Annotated in this window: 3 protein-coding genes; all 3 read left to right on the top strand. The window is 63.7% G+C overall.

Annotation, left to right across the window (positions count from 1 at the left end):
- Positions 1-92: 92 nt before the first annotated feature.
- Positions 93-1,094: a TRAP transporter substrate-binding protein gene (locus tag AB0T83_RS20115; protein WP_366194978.1), complete on the top strand. Its 1,002-nt coding sequence runs from the start codon at positions 93-95 to the stop codon at positions 1,092-1,094.
- Positions 1,095-1,164: 70 nt separating this feature from the next.
- Positions 1,165-1,869 (top strand): TRAP transporter small permease, encoded by a 705-nt coding sequence (locus tag AB0T83_RS20110; RefSeq protein ID WP_366194977.1) that lies wholly within the window; start codon positions 1,165-1,167, stop codon positions 1,867-1,869.
- Between the two features lie 3 nt (positions 1,870-1,872).
- Complete coding sequence (locus tag AB0T83_RS20105) at positions 1,873-3,267, top strand: TRAP transporter large permease (RefSeq protein WP_366194976.1); 1,395 nt, start codon at positions 1,873-1,875, stop codon at positions 3,265-3,267.
- Positions 3,268-3,273: the final 6 nt, after the last annotated feature.

Raw genomic sequence — 3,273 nt, 5'->3', positions numbered from 1 at the left:
CTGTTGAACGGTCTCTCTTGATGGTGATGATGGGATTGGGGACGCGCAGATTTGTGTGTTCGTGTTTCAGCGACTGATCGGGAGGATGATCGATGAAATTTGTGACTGCAGCGGCGACAGCCATGGGTCTTGTGCTGGCGGCGGGGTCCGCGATGGCGGCCTGCGAGGATGGCGAGATCGTCATCAAGTTCAGCCATGTGACCAACACCGACAAGCACCCCAAGGGGATTGCCGCCTCGTTGCTGCAAGAGCGTGTGAACGACGAGATGAACGGGACCGCCTGCATGGAGGTCTACCCGAACTCGACGCTTTACAACGATGACCAGGTGCTCGAGGCGATGCTGCAGGGCGACGTGCAGATGGCCGCGCCCTCGCTGTCGAAATTCGAGAAATTCACCAAGAAGTTCCGTATCTTCGACCTGCCGTTCATGTTCAAGAACATGGACGCGGTCGAAGCGTTCCAATCGTCGGAAACCGGCCAGGACATGCTGACCTCGATGGAGCGCCGCGGCCTTCTGGGGCTGGGCTTCTGGCACAATGGCCTGAAACAGTTCTCGGCCAACAAGCCGCTGATCCTGCCCTCGGACGCGGCCGGCCTGAAGTTCCGGGTACAGCCGTCGGACGTGCTGGTGGCGCAGATGGAAGCGCTGGACGCCAGCCCGCAGCCGATGGCCTTCTCCGAGGTCTACGGCGCCCTGCAGACCGGCGTTGTCGACGGCCAGGAGAACACCTGGTCGAACATCTACGGCCAGAAGTTCTTTGAAGTCCAGGACGGCATCACCGAAACCAACCACGGCCTGCTGGACTATATGGTCGTGACCTCGGTCGACTGGTGGGACGGGCTGCCCGAAGACGTGCGCGCCCAGCTGAAGACCATCGTCGAGGAAGTCACCGTGACCCGCAACCAGGCCATCGCGCAGGTGGATGCGGACAACCGGCAGGCGGTTCTGGACGCCGGCGGCGTGATCCGCGAACTGACGCCCGAGCAGCGTGCGGCCTGGGTCGAGGCGATGAAGCCGGTGTGGATCCAGTTCGAAGGCGACGTGGGGGCCGAGGCGATCGACGCGGCCCAGCAGATCAACGCCTCGATGTAATCGCGATCACCAGACAGACAGGCCGTCCGGCGCGACCGGGCGGCCTTTTCCTGAGGGGAGGGAGCAGCCGATGAGCGCGCATTCCAGACATCAACCGCAGACCGCGTTGGGGCGGGCCGTCGCCCGCACCGAAGAAGTCGTCATCGCCGCCATTCTGGGCATCATGGTGCTGCTGACCTTCATCAACGTGGTGCTGCGTTACGTATTCAACGAAAGCCTGATCTGGGGCCTTGAGGTGGTGCTGGTGCTGTTCGCCTGGCTGGTGCTGTTCGGCATCTCGCATGCCTTCCGGATCACCGCCCACCTGGGCGTGGACGCGGTGATCAACCTGCTGACGGCGCCGAAACAGCGCGTCCTGGCGATCATCGCGGCGCTGTGCTGCTGCCTGTACGCGATCCTGCTGATGAAGGGGGCCTGGGATTACTACGCGCCGTTTGCCGGGATGGACGCGACCACCGGGCGCTGGTTCCCGACCGGTCTGGCCGACAGCCGCGACCAGGCCTGGTACGAGACCGACCAGATCCCGATGGTGGACTGGCTGCGCTGGCTGGAGCCGATCTTCAACGAGGGCGAGACCTACGAGAAACTGCCGCGAATGGTGCCCTATCTGATCCTGCCCGTGGGCTGCCTGCTGCTGCTGGTGCGGGTGGTCGAGGTGACCGTCGGCATCATCAAGGGCACCCATGAGAGCCTGATTGTGAGCCACGAGGTCGAGGACCAGGTCGACGACCTCAGCGCCACCCACCACGACACGCCCTTCGGCAAGGACACCTGACCCATGGAAATCGTACTTCTGTTCTTGATGGTCATCGGCCTGCTGCTGATCGGCGTGCCGATCGCGGTGGGGCTGGGCCTCAGCTCGATCATCTTCCTGCTGCTCAATTCCGACAGCTCGCTGGCCTCGGTGGCGCAATCGCTCTACCAGGCGATGGCCGGGCACTACACGCTGCTGGCGATCCCGTTCTTCATCCTGGCCTCGAGCTTCATGTCCACCGGCGGGGTGGCGCGGCGGATCATCCGCTTTGCCATCGCCTGCGTCGGCCACCTGCCGGGCGGTCTGGCGATCGCCGGCGTCTTTGCCTGCATGATCTTCGCCGCACTCTCGGGCTCGTCGCCGGCGACGGTCGTGGCGATCGGTTCCATCGTCATCGCGGCGATGCAGAAGGTGGGCTATTCCAAGGACTTCGCCGCCGGGGTCATCTGTAACGCCGGCACCCTGGGCATCCTGATCCCGCCCTCCATCGTGATGGTGGTCTATGCCTCGGCCACCGATGTCTCGGTCGGGCGGATGTTCCTGGCCGGGGTCATTCCGGGCCTGATGGCGGGTCTGATGCTGATGATCACCATCTATGTCATCGCCAAGGTCAAGAACCTGCCCAAGGGCGACTGGCTGGGCTGGAGCGAGGTCGGCGACTCCTTCCGCGACGCCTTCTGGGGGCTGATGCTGATCGCCATCATCATGATCGGCATCTACGGCATTCCCGGCCTGACCGGCGCCATCTTCACCCCCACCGAAGCGGCCGCCGTGGCCTCGGTCTATGCCTTCCTGGTGGCCTGTTTCGTCTATCGCGACATGGGTCCGCTGGCCACCAAGGACGGTCAGCGCAACACCTCGCTGCTGCGCAAGCCGCAGGCGCTGATCACGGCGTTCTTCCACCGCGACACGATCAACACGCTCTATGATGCGGGCAAGCTGACCATCACGCTGATGTTCATCATCGCCAACGCGCTGATCCTGAAACACGTGCTGACCGACGAACAGGTGCCCCAGCACATCGCCGAGGCGATGCTGGGCGCGGGCCTGGGTCCGATCACCTTCCTGATCGTGGTCAACGTGATCCTGCTGATCGGCGGCCAGTTCATGGAGCCCTCGGGCCTGCTGGTCATCGTCGCGCCGCTGGTCTTCCCGATCGCCATCCAGCTGGGCATCGACCCGATCCACCTGGGCATCATCATGGTGGTCAACATGGAGATCGGCATGATCACCCCGCCGGTGGGCCTGAACCTCTTCGTGACCTCCGGCGTCGCCGGCATGCCGATGATGGCCGTCGTCCGAGCCGCCCTGCCGTTCCTGGCCGTGCTCTTCGTCTTCCTCATCATGGTCACCTACATCCCCGCCCTCTCGACCTTCCTCCCAACAGCACTCATGGGACCGGAAATCATAACGAACTAGGGCGGA

The sequence above is a fragment of the Meridianimarinicoccus marinus genome (genome assembly GCF_040689105.1).
In the GTDB taxonomy this organism is placed as follows: domain Bacteria; phylum Pseudomonadota; class Alphaproteobacteria; order Rhodobacterales; family Rhodobacteraceae; genus Meridianimarinicoccus; species Meridianimarinicoccus marinus.
The sequence above is the reverse complement of the archived record's forward strand: the minus strand, read 5'-3'. Positions and strand labels throughout refer to the sequence as shown.

Excerpts from the sequence above, each read along its gene's own strand:
- AB0T83_RS20110 (WP_366194977.1), top strand. The coding sequence starts at position 1,165 with ATGAGCGCGCATTCCAGACATCAACCGCAGACCGCGTTGGGGCGGGCC.
- AB0T83_RS20115 (WP_366194978.1), top strand. The coding sequence starts at position 93 with ATGAAATTTGTGACTGCAGCGGCGACAGCCATGGGTCTTGTGCTGGCG.
- AB0T83_RS20105 (WP_366194976.1), top strand. The coding sequence starts at position 1,873 with ATGGAAATCGTACTTCTGTTCTTGATGGTCATCGGCCTGCTGCTGATC.